Consider the following 14,317-nt stretch of genomic DNA (forward strand, 5'->3'; position numbering starts at 1 on the left):
AATGGCAGGTCGTTTGGTCTATGTCATGGGGCCGTCCGGCGCGGGCAAGGATTCGTTGCTGGAGTTTGCCCGCAAGCGCCTGATGGGCGAGCCGATTCTGTTCGCGCATCGCTATATCACGCGGCCGAGCGGCAATGGCGAAGCGCATGTGGCGTTGAGCGTCGAAGAGTTTGCGGCGCGCTCCGTGCTCGGCCTGTTCGCGCTCGAATGGTCGAGCCACTCGCTGCGCTATGGCATCGGCATCGAGCTGGATGCGTGGCTGGCGCGCGGTTGCACGGTGGTCGTCAACGGCTCGCGTCAGTATTTGCAACACGCGCTGGCGCGTTATCCGCATACCGAAGTGGTGCACGTGGACGCCGCACCGCATATTCTCGAAGCGCGGCTCGGCGCGCGGGCGCGCGAGTCGGCGGAACAGGTGGCGGCGCGGCTCGCGCGCCGTGCGCCGTTCTCGCTGCCGGATGGCGTGCGCTGTACCACGATCGACAATTCCGGCCCGCTGGATGACGCCGGCCATGCATTGATTGCGTTTCTGCAAGCTGAAGCTGACGTTCAGTAAGCCGTACTATTGGGCAACCGCCATGCGCTCCCGTGTGGCGTCCTGCAAGCAGGATACGAATTGCAGGACGGCCGGCGTCGGCAATAAATCGCGCCGCGAGATGATGCTGAGGTCATAGTTCGGCAGCGCCTCTTCGATCTGCGCGACGCGGATGCCGAGTGGCGCGACCATCTGCGCGAGCGGCCGGGTAAAGCAGCCGATCACGTCGGTTTGCGAGACCAGCCCGAGCGTCACCGCGAACGACGACGACGCCCGCACCAGCCGCTTCGGCACCGGCAAGCCGTGCGCGTTGAACATCGCCATCATTACACTGTGGGGAAAGTGATCGGCGCCCACGGTCACGATCCATTCCGCGTCGAGCAGCTCATGCAGGCGCCTCACATTGGCAAGCGGATGCCCGGCGCGCATGGCGACGACGAACTGCGTCGAGTAGAGGGGGGCCTGCACCAGATCGCTGTCGAGCGCCTGCACATGATGGATCGCCGCGATATCCAGCGCGCCATTGCGCAAACGCGCCACTGCATCCGGTATCGTCACTTCTTCCAGATGCAGGTTGACCAGCGGCATCGCGCGGCGGAACTTCGAGACCGCATGCGGCAGCGCCGTGAGGGCGATCGACGGCGTGGTGCCCACGCTCACCTTGCCGGCCAGCTCTCCCTTCACCTGCTCGACGGCTTCCACCGTGCGCCGCATATCGCCCAGCAACTGTTCGGCGCGCGGCAAGAGCGCGAGCCCGCATGCCGTCAATTCGATGCCGCGCACGCTGCGTACCATCAGTTCCGCATTCAGCGCGCTTTCGAGCTCGCGAATGGTATGCGTCACCGCCGGCTGCGTCACGCCGAGTTCGCGCGCGGCGGCGCGCAGGCTGCGGTGATGGGCGGCAGCGACGAACGCCTGCAATTGCTGCAGTTTCATGGGGGTAATCCCGTATATAACGGTTGTTAATCGGGGTGAAAAAAACAGCATCTTATTCGAACCAGACGGCGTGGCTATAGTGCTCGCCTGTTTGCCGCGCTTCGACGCGGCCGTGAACCCATGGAGTCTTAGAGATGAGCGAAGCCGCGCGTTTTACCGAAGTGTCCGACCTGGTGCCTGCCGCCGAGAGCCTGCGCGAGATCCGCCATCACATTCACCACCACCCGGAACTGGCTTACGAGGAACACCAGACGGGCGCACTGGTGGCCGACAAGCTCGAGCAATGGGGCTGGCAGGTCACGCGCGGCGTCGGCCAAACCGGTGTGGTGGGCACGCTGAAGGTGGGTGACGGCAAGCGCAGCATCGGCATTCGCGCCGACATGGACGCGTTGCCGATCATCGAGCAAACCGGCTTGCCGTATGCGAGCGGCACGCACGGCAAGATGCACGCATGCGGCCACGACGGCCACACCACCATGCTGCTCGGCGCGGCGCAACGTCTGGCGGCCACGCGCAACTTTTCGGGCACGGTGCATCTGTACTTTCAGCCGGCCGAGGAGAGCGGCATCGACAGCGGCGCGCTGAAGATGATCAACGACGGCCTGTTCGAGCGCTTTCCCTGTGACGCCGTGTTCGGCGTGCACAACCATCCTGGCGAGGAGCCGGGCGTGCTGCTGTTTCGCAAAGGGCCGTTCATGTCGGCGGGCGACAAGGCGATCATCACGATCGAAGGCGTGGGCGGCCACGCGGCGCGTCCGCATCTGACGGTCGATCCGGTCGTGGTGGCGGCGAGCATCGTGATGGCGTTGCAGACCATCGTCGCGCGCAACGTCGACCCGTCGCAACCGGCGGTGGTGACGGTCGGTTCCATGCATGCGGGCACCGCGAACAACGTGATCTCGAGCAGCGCGAAGCTGGAGTTGAGCGTGCGCTCGTTCAGCCCCGAAGTGCGCGCGCTGTTGAAGAAGCGCATTACGGAGCTCGCCGAATCCCAGGCCGCGAGCTATGGCGGCAAGGCGGTGGTGGAATATATCGAAGGCTATCCGGTCGTGGTCAATTCGGATGCCGAAACGGATTTCGCGGTGGAAGTGGCTCGCGAACTGGTCGGCGATGACAATGTGGTCGCGCAGACCGACATCCTGATGGGCAGCGAAGATTTTGCCTTCATGCTGCAGAAGCGGCCGGGCACGTTCTTGCGGATCGGCAATGGCGCCGGCGAGGACGGCTGCATGGTGCACAACCCGCATTACGACTTCAACGACCGCAATCTGCCGGTCGGCGCGGCGTTCTGGACGCGGCTGGTGGAGCGCTATCTGGGTCGGTGACCCCGGGGTGAAGCCGCGCCGCGCCGTCATGGCACGGCGCCGGCCGTCGAGATTATCCGCGCCTCGCCACCATCTCCGAGACGGTTTGCGCGGCGTGCTGCAGCGGTTCCAGAAACGCCTTCACCATTTGCTTCGCCGAATTGCGCTGCGCGTTGCCGCTGATATTCATCGCGGCGATCACGCGTCCCTGGCGATTGCGAATCGGCGCGGACAGCGAAATCAGTCCGCCTTCCAACTCCTGATCGACGATCGCCCAGCCTTGGCGGCGTACCTGCGCGATCAGCTTTTTCAACTCTTCCTTGTCGGTGACCGTGCGCGGCGTGTGCGCGTAGAGCGGTGCCGAACTGAGCGTCGCTTCCAGAGTCTCGTCGTCGAGCGCGGACAGCAGCACACGGCCCATCGAGGTGCAGTACGCCGGCAAGCGGCTGCCGATCGACAGGTTGATCGTCATGATCTTGTGCGTCGGCACGCGCAGCACGTAGACGATCTCGGTGCGATCGAGCACGGCCGCCGAAACGCTCTCGTGAACCTGCGCCGACAGTTGTTCCATCAACGGCTCGGCGAGATTCCAGAACGGCATGGAGGTCAGATACGCGAAGCCGAGGTCCAGAATCTTCGGCGTGAGGCGAAAGAGGCGCCCTTCGGCTTCCACATAACCGAGCGTTTGCAGCGTCAGCAAAATGCGGCGTGCGCCGGCGCGCGTGAGGCCAGTCGCGGCGGCGACGTCGGTGAGCGTCTGTTCGGAACGCGTGGCGTCGAACGCGCGGATCACTGCGAGACCGCGGGCGAACGACTGCACATATGAGTCGCCCGGTTTGTCCGGGGCCGGTTCGGCGCTGGCGGGAACGGCGGAAGACGGCGGCAGGGCTTGGCTCATGGACCTTGAAAGATGCGTTCGAGGAAAGGCGGGCGCACGGCGCGCCGGGTCACCCGCGCGATGCGGCGCAAAGGCGTGACGATAGCTTAAGCCTTCTGTTTCGCCAACTTTGCCCTCCGATGCTCAAAAATGCCAGGGTTTGCATGGATGCAGGTTGCATCGAAAATTTGTATGATGACCCGATAACATGATCAATCGAGGCACGGATGTTCGACAAGATTCCTGCGCGGGCGTTGAGCGACACGGTCGCGCAACAGCTTCTGAAGCAGATCGACAAGGGCACCTTCAAGCGTGGCGGCAAGCTGCCCACCGAGGCCGTGCTCGCGCAGCAGTTCGGCGTGAGCCGCACGGTGATCCGCGAGGCGATCTCGCGGCTGAAGAATGAAGGCGTGGTCGAACCGCGCCAGGGCAGCGGCGTGTTCATCGCCGCGCATGGCGCGATCCGGCCGCTGCGTATCGACTACGCGGAAGCGGTCGAGCCGGGCTCGGTGGTGCAGATTCTCGCGTTGCGCCGGGCCATCGAAGCGGAAGTCGCATCGGAAGCCGCGATGCGCCGCAGCGACGCCGACATGGTGTCGATCGATGCGGCGCTCGCGAAGATCGACGAAGCCGTGGCCGAAGGAGAAGACGGCGTGGCGGAAGACGTCGCCTTCCATCGCGCGATCGCGGCGGCCACCGGCAATCCGTATTTCCTCAAGACCCTCACGTTCCTGAATCAGTATCTCGAAGCCGGCACGGTCGTGACGCGCCGCAACGAAGCGTTGCGCGAGGACTTCTCGCGTCAGGTGCGCGAAGAGCATGCCGCGATTGCCGCCGCGATCCGGGCCGGCGATCCGATGGCGGCGCGCAATGCGGCGCGAACTCATATGTACAACGCGGCACGGCGTCTCGCGGAAGCGGGGATTTGCTGAGCTTCAGCGCCGGGCTCCAGTGCCCGGTTTCAGGCGCGAGCGTCCAACGAATTCATAGAGGTCAAGCATGTCCAGAAATGTCGGTGTCATCGGTCTTGGTGCAATGGGCCTGGGTGTCGCGCGCTCGCTGCTGCGCGCGGGGTTTCGCGTGCATGCGTGCGATCTGCGCAGCGAGGTCCTGAATGCGTTCGTCGCGCAAGGCGGCGTGGGTTGCGCGACGCCCGCCGAACTCGGCGCGCAATGCGAGGTGGTCGTCACGCTGGTCGTGAATGCCGCGCAAACCGAAACCGTGCTGTTCGGCGAGCAGGGCGCGCTCGCCGCGATGAAAAAGGGCGGTGTGGTGATCGCCTGCGCGACCGTGGCGCCCGAGTTCGCGATCGAACTCGGCAAGCGCGTCGAGGCCGCCGGCTTGCAGATGCTCGATGCTCCCGTCTCGGGCGGCGCGGCGCGCGCGGCATCCGGCGAGATGACCATGATGACCTCCGGTCCGGCGGCGGCCTACGCCGCGTGCGAGGACGTGCTGGCCGCGATGGCCGGCAAGGTGTATCGCCTTGGCGACGGGTACGGCGCGGGGTCGAAGGTGAAGATCATCAACCAGTTGCTGGCCGGCGTGCATATCGCGGTGGCGGCCGAAGCCATGGCGCTCGGTTTGCGCGAGGGCGTCGATCCGGATGCGCTGTACGAGGTCATCACGCATAGCGCGGGCAATTCGTGGATGTTCGAGAACCGCGTGCCGCACATTCTCAATGGCGACTACACACCGCTTTCCGCCGTCGATATTTTCGTCAAGGATCTCGGCCTCGTGCTCGATACCGCGCGCCGCTCGAAATTCCCGCTGCCGTTGTCGGCGGCGGCGCATCAAATGTTCATGATGGCGTCCACGGCCGGCCACGGCGGTGAAGACGATTCGGCGGTGATCAAGATTTTCCCCGGCATCGACGTGCCGGCGGCGAAGTAAACAGGAGTCGCGCCATGACGGCCAATACGAAACGCGCGCTGCTCGGCTGCATCGCCGACGATTTCACCGGCGCCACCGATCTCGCCAACATGCTGGTGCGCGGCGGCATGCGCACGGTGCAGACTATCGGCGTGCCCGCATCGAATGAAACGATCGAGGCCGACGCCCTCGTGGTCGCGCTGAAATCGCGCACGATCCCCGCGGCCGACGCGGTCGCGCAATCGCTCGCCGCGCTCGACTGGTTGCGCGCGCAAGGATGCCGCCAGTTCTTCTTCAAATACTGCTCGACCTTCGATTCGACCGACGCGGGCAATATCGGCCCGGTGACGGATGCGCTGCTCGACGCGCTATCCGCCGACAGCAGTGCCGGTGCTTTCACGATCGCCTGTCCGGCGTTTCCCGAGAACGGCCGCACGATCTTTCGCGGCCATCTGTTCGTCGGCGACGCGTTGCTCAACGCGTCGGGCATGGAGAACCATCCGCTCACGCCGATGCGCGATGCGAACCTCGTCAGCGTGCTGCAACGTCAGACCGGCTCGAAAGTCGGCCTCGTGCGCTACGACGTCGTGGCGCAAGGCGTGCCGGCCGTGCGCGACGCGTTCGACGCCTTGCGTAAAGAAGGCGTGCGCATGGCGATCGCCGATGCGGTGTCCGACGCCGACCTCTACCTGCTCGGCGAAGCCTGCGCCGATCTGACGCTGATCACGGGCGGTTCGGGTGTCGCGTTGGGCTTGCCGGATAACTTTCGTCGCGCGGGGTTGCTGGCGGAACAGGCGGACGCCGCGCAATTACCGCTCGTGGATGGGTTTTCCGCAGTGCTCGCCGGCAGTGCGTCGAAAGCGACCAATGCTCAGGTGGCCGAGTGGCGAGCCACACGGCCCGCGTTTCGCATCGATCCGCTCGCGGCGGCGCGCGGCGAAAACGTCGTCGAACAGGCGCTCGCTTTCGCGCAGCCATACCTCGACAAAGCCGAACCCGTGCTGATCTATGCAACCGCGACGCCCGACGAAGTCAAGGCGGTGCAACGCGAACTCGGCGTGAATGAAGCAGGGCATCTGGTCGAATCCACGTTGGCCTCGATTGCGCGCGGTTTGCGCGAGCGCGGCGTGCGCAAGTTCGTGGTGGCGGGTGGCGAAACCTCGGGCGCGGTGGTGCAGGCACTCGACGTGCACACGCTGCGCATCGGCGCGCAGATCGATCCCGGCGTGCCGGCTACCGCGACGACCGGCGCCGAGCCGCTCGCGCTCGCGCTGAAATCCGGCAACTTCGGCACGACGGACTTCTTCGAAAAAGCGCTGCGGCATCTTGACGGAGACGTGCAATGACCAGCGCTCCCGCACTTCACGCGACGAACGAAGCACGCGTGCGCGAAGAAATCTGCGTGACCGGCGCGAGTCTGTATCAACGCGGCTATACCGTGGGCACCGCCGGCAACATCAGCGCGCGGCTCGACGACGGCTGGCTGATCACGCCGACCGATGCCTGTCTCGGCCGACTCGACCCCGCCGATATCGCCAAGGTCGACCTCGACGGCAATGCGGTGTCGGGCGGGCGGCCGTCGAAAACGCTGGCGCTGCATCGCGGCATCTATGCGCGCAACGGCGAAGCACGCGGCATCGTTCATACCCATTCGACGCATCTGGTCGCGCTGACACTCGCGGGCGTCTGGCGCGAAACCGACATCCTGCCGCCCATCACGCCGTACTACGTGATGAAAGTGGGCCACGTCCCCCTGATTCGCTATAAGCGGCCCGGCGATCCGCAAGTCGCCGAACAGATCGCCGCGCTCGCCGACAGCGTTCGCGCGGTGCTGCTCGAACGTCTCGGTCCGGTGGTCTGGGAGCGTTCGGTGGCGCAAGCCGCCTATGCGCTCGAAGAACTCGAGGAGACCGCGCGTCTGTGGTTGATGACCCAGCCCCGGCCCGCGCCGCTCGACGAAGCCGCACTCGAAGAACTGCGCAGCGTGTTCGGCGCGCGCTGGTAGAAAAAGCCGACAAAACAAAGCCCGGCCGCGCGCGAGGCGCCGCGTCGGGCCATCCATTCAAGGAGACAATGCATGAGTTCGTATCAAGCCGCATCCAGCCACCCGGTTGCAGCCGCCGCCGCGGGACAACCCGGCGCCGCCGAAGTCGAGCGCACCTACAAGAAAGTGTTCTGGCGCATCGTGCCGTTTCTGATGCTGTGCTACGTGGTCGCTTATCTGGACCGCGTGAATGTCGGCTTCGCGAAACTGCAGATGTCGCAAGACCTGGCTTTTAGCGAAACGGTGTTCGGTCTCGGCGCCGGCGTGTTTTTCATCGGCTATTTTCTGTTCGAGTTGCCGAGCAACATTCTGATGCACAAGATCGGCGCGCGCATCTGGATCGCGCGGATCATGATCACGTGGGGCTTGCTCTCGGCGCTGTTCGTCTTCGTGAAGACGCCGATGCAGTTCTATATCCTGCGCTTCATGCTGGGTCTCGCCGAAGCCGGTTTCTATCCCGGCGTGATCCTGTACCTGACCTACTGGTTCCCGTCGCATCGGCGCGCGAAGATCATCGCGGTGTTCATGTCGGCGATTCCGGTGTCGGGCATCTTCGGCAATCCGCTGTCCGGCTGGATCATGCAGACGTTCCACAACAGCTCGGGTTTCGCGGGCTGGCAATGGATGTTCCTGATCGAAGCGATCCCCGCCATCGCGATCGGTATCGCGACGATCCTGTATCTCGACAACGGCATTTCCAGCGCGAAGTGGCTGAACGAGCGCGAAAAGCGCCTGCTCACCGATGAAATCGCCGCGGCGCAGCCGCAGGACAAGACGCAGAAGCATTCCCTCGGCGCCGTGTTCCGCGATCCGCGCACGTGGTGGATGTCGCTGATCTATTTCGCGTTCGTCACCGGCCAATACGGCCTGACGTTCTGGATGCCGACGCTGGTCAAATCGACCGGTGTGACGGGCGCACTCAATATCGGTCTGCTGAGCGCGATTCCGTTTCTGAGCGCGATCGTCGTGATGAATCTGATGGGGCATAGCGCCGACAAGCGCCGTGAGCGCCGCTGGCATCTGATCGTGCCGGCGCTGTTCGGTGCGATCGGCTTCACGGTGGCCGCTTCGTTTGCCGACAACACGGTCGTGTCGATCGTGTCGCTCTCGCTGGCTGCCGCCGGTGTGCTGACCTGCGCGCCGCTTTTCTGGTCGTTGCCGACCGCGTTCATGTCGGGCGCGACCGCCGCGGCCGGTATCGCGATCATCAATTCGATCGGCAATCTCGCGGGCTTCGCGAGCCCTTACATGATCGGCTATCTGAAGGATCTCACGCATAGCACGCAGACCGGCATGTATGTGCTCGCCGGCATGCTCGTGATCGGCGCGATCGCCACGTGGCTCACGCCGCCCAAACTGGTCAACCGATAAATCGATACCCGCGCGTGGCATGCGTCGCTGCGGCGCGCGGGATCGCACTGTTTTCAAGGAGTCGCTGCCATGCCTCGCTTCGCCGCCAACCTCTCGATGATGTACAACGAGCACGCTTTCCTCGACCGATTTGCCGCCGCGGCACAAGACGGTTTCGAAGCGGTCGAGTTTCTGTTTCCCTACGATTTCCCCGCCGCCGACATCCAGGCGCGTCTCGCCGCGAACGGTCTGACGCAGGCGCTCTTCAATGCGCCGCCCGGCGACTGGGCCGCCGGCGAGCGCGGCATTGCGTCGCTGCCGGGACGCGAAGACGAATTCCGCCGCGGCGTCGAGACGGCGTTCGACTACGCGCGCGTGATCGGCAATCGCAAGCTGCATGTGATGGCCGGCCTGATCGGCGCTGACCAGTCTCGCGCGAAGCATCGCGAGGTGTATTTGAGCAACCTCGCGTATGCGGCGAAGGCCGCGCAAGCCGAAGGCATAACGGTCGTGATCGAGCCGATCAATACGCGTGACATGCCGGGCTTTTTTCTGACCCGTCAGGACGAAGCGCAAGCGGTCTGCGCCGAAGTCGGCGCGCCGAATCTCAAGGTGCAGTTCGACTGTTACCACTGCCAGATCGTCGAAGGCGACCTCGCAGTGAAACTGAAGCGCGATATGGCGGGCATCGGCCACATTCAGATCGCGGGCGTGCCGGAACGGCATGAGCCGGACACGGGCGAGCTGAACTACCCGTATCTGCTCGAGCTGATCGACTCGCTCGGCTACGACGGCTACATCGGTTGCGAATACCGGCCGCGCGCGGGCACCTCGGCCGGTCTCGGCTGGCTCAAACCGTATCTGAACGCGAACCGCTAACCAAGGACGACACTCATCATGAAAGTACTGATTACCGGCGGCGCGGGTTTTCTCGGCCAGCGTCTCGCGCGTGAACTGCTCGCGCGCGGTTCCCTGAAGGACACGCAAGGCACGCCGCAAGCAATGAGCGAACTCGTGCTGCTCGACGTGGTGCAAGCCAACGATTTCGGCGACAGCCGCGTGCGCACTGAGGTCGGCGATATCGCCGAGCGCAGCGTGCTCGAGCGCGTGATCGACGACAAGACCTCGGCGATCTTCCATCTGGCCGCGATCGTCAGCGGGCAGGCCGAAGCGGATTTCGATCTCGGCATGCGCATCAATCTGGATGCGTCGCGGCTGTTGCTGGAAACGTGCCGGCAGCGTGGCCACCGGCCGCGCGTGCTGTTCACGAGCTCCGTGGCGGTGTATGGCGGCGAGTTGCCAGAAGTCGTGCAGGACGACACGGCGTTGAATCCGCAGTCGTCGTATGGCGCGCAGAAGGCAATCGCGGAGTTGTTGCTCAACGACTACGCACGGCGTGGTTTCGTCGACGGCCGCGTGCTGCGGCTGCCCACCATCAGCGTGCGGCCGGGCAAGCCGAATGCGGCGGCTTCGTCGTTCGCGAGCGGCATCATTCGCGAGCCGTTGAACGGTGAAGCCGCGGTGTGCCCGGTCTCGGGCTCGACGCGGCTCTGGCTGCTGTCGCCGCGCAAGGCGATCGAGAGCCTGATCGCGGGACTCGAACTCGATTCCGCCGCGCTCGGTAACCAGCGTGTGCTGAATCTGCCGGGTATTTCAGTGAGCGTCGACGAGATGGTCGCCGCGCTGCGCGAGGTCGCGGGCGACGCGGCCGCCGGGCGGATCGTGTGGGAGCGGGACGCGCGGGTCGAAAAAATCGTCGGCAGCTGGCCGGGGCGGTGGGATACGTCGCGCGCCGAAAAGCTGGGGTTGAGCGGCGAGCGCAGCTTTGCCGACGTGATCCGCAGTTATGTTGCGGACGAGCATATCGAGATTCGCTAGTCGCAGTTTTCCGCACGGTCCGCGGGCAGTGCCGCAGCCGTGCCCAGGTAGCCCGCGAGCGGTCACCAGGCAGTGCCCAGATAGTCTGCGGGCGGTCTCCCCAGGCAGTGCCCATATCGTCACCGAACAGTGCCCAAGCAGTCTCCGGGCACTCATCGAGTCTCGTGCCGGCGCCATGAATGCCTATGTGCCGGCATGGCGCGTCAATCGTCTGATCCTTTTCAACCAGCGTCGCGGCCTGCACGTATTCCCTGGTGCAGGCCTGCGCGCGCTTGACATGGTTTCCGCGACGCGCCTATTATCGAGCCTGGTTGTTCGATATATGACCGTGTGTTCGTATAAAGAACAAATGACCGGAATTCCGCGTCCATCGTCCATCATCTGCGTTAAGCTGATCTGACGCGAAGGCTGCCTTGCGGCCGCTTCCCGTCGCGTTGAGTCCACTTGCGGGACGCCGGGTCGGCGCATCCGCGCATCCAGCCCGCGTCATGCCGGAATCCGGTCGTGGCGCGGCGCGCGCAGCACATCAACTGGAGACATCACATGACCGAAGCATTCCTGTGCGACGCGATTCGCACCCCCATCGGCCGCTATGCGGGTTCGCTGTCGTCGGTACGCGCCGACGATCTGGGCGCCGTGCCGCTCAAAGCGCTGATGGAGCGCAACAAAAACGTCGACTGGAACGCGATCGACGACGTGATCTACGGCTGCGCGAACCAGGCCGGTGAAGATAATCGCAACGTCGCGCGCATGTCGCTGCTGCTGGCGGGTTTGCCGCTGGACGTGCCGGGCTCCACCGTGAACCGTCTGTGCGGCTCGGGCATGGACGCGGTCGGCATTGCCGCGCGCGCCATCAAGTCGGGCGAGGCCGCGTTGATGGTGGCGGGCGGTGTCGAAAGCATGAGCCGCGCGCCGTTCGTGACGGGCAAGGCCACCAGCGCATTCTCGCGCCAGGCCGAGATCTACGACACGACGATCGGCTGGCGTTTCGTCAATCCGTTGATGAAGAAACTGTACGGTGTCGATTCGATGCCGGAGACCGGCGAAAACGTCGCGACCGACTACAACATCAGCCGTGCCGATCAGGACGCCTTCGCATTGCGCAGCCAGCAAAAAGCGGCGCGCGCGCAACGCGACGGCACGCTCGCGCAGGAAATCGTCGGCGTGACGATCGCACAGAAGAAGGGCGATCCGGTTACGGTGTCGCAAGACGAGCATCCGCGTGAAACGAGCCTCGAAACGCTCGCCAAACTCAAGGGCGTGGTGCGTCCGGACGGCACGGTCACGGCAGGCAATGCGTCGGGCGTGAACGACGGCGCGGCGGCCCTGCTGCTCGCCAATGAAGAGACCGCCAAACGCTTCGGCCTCACCCCGCGCGCCCGCGTGCTGGGTATCGCGACGGCCGGCGTCGCGCCGCGCGTGATGGGCATCGGCCCGGCGCCCGCCACACAGAAACTGCTGGCGCGCCTGAACATGACCATCGATCAATTCGACGTGATCGAACTGAACGAGGCGTTCGCTTCGCAAGGCATCGCGGTGCTGCGCGCACTCGGCGTGGCCGACGACGACGCCCGCGTGAACCCGAATGGCGGCGCGATCGCGCTCGGCCACCCGCTCGGCATGAGCGGCGCGCGTCTGGTGACCACCGCGATGTATCAGCTGCATCGCACGCAAGGCCGCTTCGCGCTGTGCACGATGTGTATCGGCGTCGGCCAGGGCATTGCGATCGCGATCGAACGGGTGTGACCGTTTAGGGGACCCGCGCGCGCGGTTCGAGCTTTGGTTCAGGCAGCAAGCAACAGCCTCTTCGCTCGCGCGATGAGGCTGTTTTTTTATGCGAGCACCGATCACACGTAGTTTGAATGTGAGTCCAATTCGGACTAAAGACGTTGTGGATTATGTCGGGATATCACGGGATATCGACTGCCCATTCAACGGCCTTGCAGTTTGTGTTTAATGCCGATTGCATTTGAAACGTGCCGCCCATTAAGAGTAGCCGTAAAAATGTCACAGTATTGTCAACAGCCACGATCCCGCTGCGACGCTACGCCGCGGCACTTTGCGCCATTCCCTCATTCAACCGAAAATCACAATTCAATCAATCACAGTTTGCTGTGAGCCATGTAAAATCGTCTGGGTCGTACCTTTAAAAAACTATCATCTTCAAGATGCCCAAGTACTCGCGGCGTTAAACATCGGCATTCCATATTTTTAGATCGCCGTTACGCTGGATCCAATAATTTTTCAAGGAGCACATATATGAAGGCAGCGACAATTGGCGCAGCGTTGATGGTCGCGGCGTTCGCCGCAGCCCAGCCCGCATGGGCGCAAGATGCCATGGCCAGTGCCGCGCAGGGCGTGGTCAGCGCTGTGGAGCCGGTGCACGTGAAGGCGCAGATCGTGGGTATCGACCCGGGTAGCCGCACGCTCACGCTCAAGGGGCCGGACGGCAATGCGGTGGTCGTCATGGTGAGCCAGCAGGTGGCCGGATTCGACCAGTTGAAAGTGGGCGACCGGGTGGACGTGCTCTACAAGAACGCGTTGCTCGTGAAGGCGGAGAAGGTCACGGGCAAGGACAAGGGTGTTCGCGCGCGCGTCGATACACAGGTGTACGCACCGGCCTCGGGTGGTTTCGAATCCGCTCGCCAGGTCGAGGTGCTCGCCACCGTGCAGAAGATCGATCGCAAGAAGCGTCTGGTCACGCTGCGCGGCGCGTATCAGACGCAAACGCTCCAAGTCGGCCAGGACGTCGATCTGAAGGACGTCAAGGTAGGCGATACGATTCACGCGGTCTTTGTCTCGGCAGCAGCCGTTCAGGTGACGCCGCAAGACACCGCGCAGTGACCGCTGCAGTCACGGTAGTAATCGCGGCGTTGTCATGCAGCCGAGCATGCCAGTGCCGTCACGCAGGACAACAGCATGTCGGCTCCCGCGAGCCCGCATGCTGCGCCAGGCAGACGCCTCCAACACCCCTAGTGGCAGGGGTGTTGTTTTGTCGGAGCCACAAAAGCTTCGTCAAACACGCAGCCGTCAGCGCTGCTAACGCGGCGCAGGCGGCCCGAGGCTCAACCATGCGAGCCGTCCCAGCCAACGTCTGAACAGGCCGCCTTTCGACGGAAGCGCGCAACTCAAGGACACTCGCGCCGCGCATTGACCATCCGTACTGAGCCATATGCGCTCGCCGCGATGCAGCTGGAATGTCTGGCCCGGGTCGAGCCAATGATCGTAAGGGGAGCTGACGCGTGTGAGCCAGAGGCGCGCGTCCTTTACGGCGAGCGTGCTATCGGCTTCGACACGCCATGTCAGCGTCGCGCCGGGCATGACAGAAAAATGCACCACCACCTTCGGCAGACGCTCGTCCTGCTGATACGCGAACCGGCTCGAGTCGTCATCCATGCACTGCGGGCTTGCCTGATCCATCTTGCTCTCCGTCATCAAGCCGGCGGACGGAGGCGCCCACAAAACAAAAGGCCCCTTCCGTTACCGGCGGGGCCTTGGGGATTGGTTACGCAGATTCAGACTGC

15 protein-coding genes are annotated in these 14,317 nt (G+C 64.2%); 12 read left to right on the forward strand and 3 right to left on the reverse strand.

What is annotated here, in order from left to right:
• The first annotated feature begins 1 nt into the window (after nucleotide 1).
• A complete protein-coding gene (phnN, locus tag CJU94_RS32705; RefSeq protein ID WP_095422653.1) occupies nucleotides 2-556 on the forward strand; it encodes a phosphonate metabolism protein/1,5-bisphosphokinase (PRPP-forming) PhnN in 555 nt (184 codons plus the stop codon).
• Between the two features lie 6 nt (nucleotides 557-562).
• Here the strand turns inward: phnN and CJU94_RS32710 are convergent, their stop codons facing one another.
• A complete protein-coding gene (locus CJU94_RS32710; RefSeq protein WP_095422654.1) occupies nucleotides 563-1,471 on the reverse strand; it encodes a LysR family transcriptional regulator in 909 nt (302 codons plus the stop codon).
• A 134-nt stretch (nucleotides 1,472-1,605) separates the two neighbouring features.
• Between CJU94_RS32710 and CJU94_RS32715 the strand changes: the two genes are divergently transcribed.
• Nucleotides 1,606-2,796, forward strand: a complete 1,191-nt coding sequence (locus tag CJU94_RS32715) for a M20 aminoacylase family protein (protein ID WP_095422655.1) — start codon at nucleotides 1,606-1,608, stop codon at nucleotides 2,794-2,796.
• 52 nt (nucleotides 2,797-2,848) lie between these two features.
• Here CJU94_RS32715 and CJU94_RS32720 read toward each other — a convergent pair whose 3' ends face one another.
• On the reverse strand, nucleotides 2,849-3,673 hold the full coding sequence (locus CJU94_RS32720) for an IclR family transcriptional regulator (protein WP_095422656.1): 825 nt from the start codon (nucleotides 3,671-3,673) through the stop codon (nucleotides 2,849-2,851).
• A gap of 206 nt (nucleotides 3,674-3,879) precedes the next feature.
• Between CJU94_RS32720 and CJU94_RS32725 the strand changes: the two genes are divergently transcribed.
• From CJU94_RS32725 to CJU94_RS32770, 10 genes are all read left to right on the forward strand, one after another.
• Complete coding sequence (locus CJU94_RS32725) at nucleotides 3,880-4,584, forward strand: FadR/GntR family transcriptional regulator (RefSeq protein WP_095422657.1); 705 nt, start codon at nucleotides 3,880-3,882, stop codon at nucleotides 4,582-4,584.
• Nucleotides 4,585-4,651: 67 nt separating this feature from the next.
• Nucleotides 4,652-5,542, forward strand: a complete 891-nt coding sequence (ltnD, locus tag CJU94_RS32730) for an L-threonate dehydrogenase (RefSeq protein WP_095422658.1) — start codon at nucleotides 4,652-4,654, stop codon at nucleotides 5,540-5,542.
• Nucleotides 5,543-5,556: 14 nt separating this feature from the next.
• Entirely contained in the window at nucleotides 5,557-6,867 is a 1,311-nt protein-coding gene (gene otnK / locus CJU94_RS32735; protein WP_095422659.1) for a 3-oxo-tetronate kinase, read from the forward strand.
• Nucleotides 6,864-7,526 carry a 3-oxo-tetronate 4-phosphate decarboxylase gene (gene otnC / locus CJU94_RS32740; RefSeq protein WP_095422660.1) on the forward strand — a complete coding sequence of 221 codons (663 nt, stop codon included), beginning with the start codon at nucleotides 6,864-6,866 and terminating at the stop codon, nucleotides 7,524-7,526. The genes otnK and otnC overlap by 4 nt, the downstream gene beginning before the upstream one ends.
• 72 nt (nucleotides 7,527-7,598) lie before the next feature.
• Nucleotides 7,599-8,936, forward strand: a complete 1,338-nt coding sequence (locus CJU94_RS32745; protein ID WP_167397593.1) for an MFS transporter — start codon at nucleotides 7,599-7,601, stop codon at nucleotides 8,934-8,936.
• 69 nt (nucleotides 8,937-9,005) lie between these two features.
• Entirely contained in the window at nucleotides 9,006-9,794 is a 789-nt protein-coding gene (otnI, locus tag CJU94_RS32750; protein WP_095422662.1) for a 2-oxo-tetronate isomerase, read from the forward strand.
• Between the two features lie 18 nt (nucleotides 9,795-9,812).
• On the forward strand, nucleotides 9,813-10,793 hold the full coding sequence (gene denD, locus CJU94_RS32755; protein WP_095422663.1) for a D-erythronate dehydrogenase: 981 nt from the start codon (nucleotides 9,813-9,815) through the stop codon (nucleotides 10,791-10,793).
• 175 nt (nucleotides 10,794-10,968) lie between these two features.
• Nucleotides 10,969-11,193 carry a hypothetical protein gene (locus CJU94_RS32760; protein WP_095422664.1) on the forward strand — a complete coding sequence of 75 codons (225 nt, stop codon included), beginning with the start codon at nucleotides 10,969-10,971 and terminating at the stop codon, nucleotides 11,191-11,193.
• A gap of 143 nt (nucleotides 11,194-11,336) precedes the next feature.
• Nucleotides 11,337-12,539, forward strand: a complete 1,203-nt coding sequence (gene pcaF / locus CJU94_RS32765) for a 3-oxoadipyl-CoA thiolase (protein WP_095422665.1) — start codon at nucleotides 11,337-11,339, stop codon at nucleotides 12,537-12,539.
• 513 nt (nucleotides 12,540-13,052) lie between these two features.
• Entirely contained in the window at nucleotides 13,053-13,637 is a 585-nt protein-coding gene (locus CJU94_RS32770) for a hypothetical protein (protein ID WP_095422666.1), read from the forward strand.
• A 195-nt stretch (nucleotides 13,638-13,832) separates the two neighbouring features.
• Here CJU94_RS32770 and CJU94_RS32775 read toward each other — a convergent pair whose 3' ends face one another.
• Nucleotides 13,833-14,213 (reverse strand): DUF2917 domain-containing protein, encoded by a 381-nt coding sequence (locus CJU94_RS32775; RefSeq protein ID WP_095422667.1) that lies wholly within the window; start codon nucleotides 14,211-14,213, stop codon nucleotides 13,833-13,835.
• Between the last annotated feature and the right edge of the window lie 104 nt (nucleotides 14,214-14,317).

It is taken from the genome of Paraburkholderia aromaticivorans (genome assembly GCF_002278075.1).
Lineage (GTDB): Bacteria > Pseudomonadota > Gammaproteobacteria > Burkholderiales > Burkholderiaceae > Paraburkholderia > Paraburkholderia aromaticivorans.

Excerpts from the sequence above, each read along its gene's own strand:
- CJU94_RS32775 (WP_095422667.1), bottom strand. The coding sequence starts at position 14,213 with ATGGATCAGGCAAGCCCGCAGTGCATGGATGACGACTCGAGCCGGTTC.
- otnK (WP_095422659.1), top strand. The coding sequence starts at position 5,557 with ATGACGGCCAATACGAAACGCGCGCTGCTCGGCTGCATCGCCGACGAT.
- CJU94_RS32745 (WP_167397593.1), top strand. The coding sequence starts at position 7,599 with ATGAGTTCGTATCAAGCCGCATCCAGCCACCCGGTTGCAGCCGCCGCC.
- pcaF (WP_095422665.1), top strand. The coding sequence starts at position 11,337 with ATGACCGAAGCATTCCTGTGCGACGCGATTCGCACCCCCATCGGCCGC.
- CJU94_RS32770 (WP_095422666.1), top strand. The coding sequence starts at position 13,053 with ATGAAGGCAGCGACAATTGGCGCAGCGTTGATGGTCGCGGCGTTCGCC.
- CJU94_RS32725 (WP_095422657.1), top strand. The coding sequence starts at position 3,880 with ATGTTCGACAAGATTCCTGCGCGGGCGTTGAGCGACACGGTCGCGCAA.
- CJU94_RS32720 (WP_095422656.1), bottom strand. The coding sequence starts at position 3,673 with ATGAGCCAAGCCCTGCCGCCGTCTTCCGCCGTTCCCGCCAGCGCCGAA.
- ltnD (WP_095422658.1), top strand. The coding sequence starts at position 4,652 with ATGTCCAGAAATGTCGGTGTCATCGGTCTTGGTGCAATGGGCCTGGGT.
- otnC (WP_095422660.1), top strand. The coding sequence starts at position 6,864 with ATGACCAGCGCTCCCGCACTTCACGCGACGAACGAAGCACGCGTGCGC.
- phnN (WP_095422653.1), top strand. The coding sequence starts at position 2 with ATGGCAGGTCGTTTGGTCTATGTCATGGGGCCGTCCGGCGCGGGCAAG.
- denD (WP_095422663.1), top strand. The coding sequence starts at position 9,813 with ATGAAAGTACTGATTACCGGCGGCGCGGGTTTTCTCGGCCAGCGTCTC.
- CJU94_RS32715 (WP_095422655.1), top strand. The coding sequence starts at position 1,606 with ATGAGCGAAGCCGCGCGTTTTACCGAAGTGTCCGACCTGGTGCCTGCC.
- CJU94_RS32760 (WP_095422664.1), top strand. The coding sequence starts at position 10,969 with ATGAATGCCTATGTGCCGGCATGGCGCGTCAATCGTCTGATCCTTTTC.
- otnI (WP_095422662.1), top strand. The coding sequence starts at position 9,006 with ATGCCTCGCTTCGCCGCCAACCTCTCGATGATGTACAACGAGCACGCT.
- CJU94_RS32710 (WP_095422654.1), bottom strand. The coding sequence starts at position 1,471 with ATGAAACTGCAGCAATTGCAGGCGTTCGTCGCTGCCGCCCATCACCGC.